This is a genomic window from Vibrio sp. 1580, assembly GCF_033340055.1.
Map to the genome: position 1 here is coordinate 1 of NZ_JAWOVT010000421.1, position 259 is coordinate 259.

Here is a 259-nt window from a genome sequence, read left to right on the forward strand (position 1 = left end):
GAACCACGAGAAACAGTCCGAGTTGCTGGGTGGGTCTGGCAATGCATTTGTCACGAACACGAAAGACCGCAACGTGAACCAAACTTTGCTTGATCTCCAGTTCAGCCATTCGCAAAAAGAAGGCTACAAGTTGGCGACCGAAATTTTGGGTGAAATGGGACGCGTCGCGCATCTACACAACACCAAGCCAATCAACACTAGCTTGGCAGTATTGCGTTCGCCACAAATTCCATCGGTCCTTGTAGAGACTGGATTTATC

The 259-nt window shown here is 49.0% G+C and carries 1 protein-coding gene; it reads left to right on the forward strand.

Translation table 11 applies throughout. From position 1 onward, the window contains the following. The coding region (locus R7093_RS26350) for an N-acetylmuramoyl-L-alanine amidase (protein WP_318147166.1) at positions 1 to 259 on the forward strand (259 nt) is incomplete at both ends.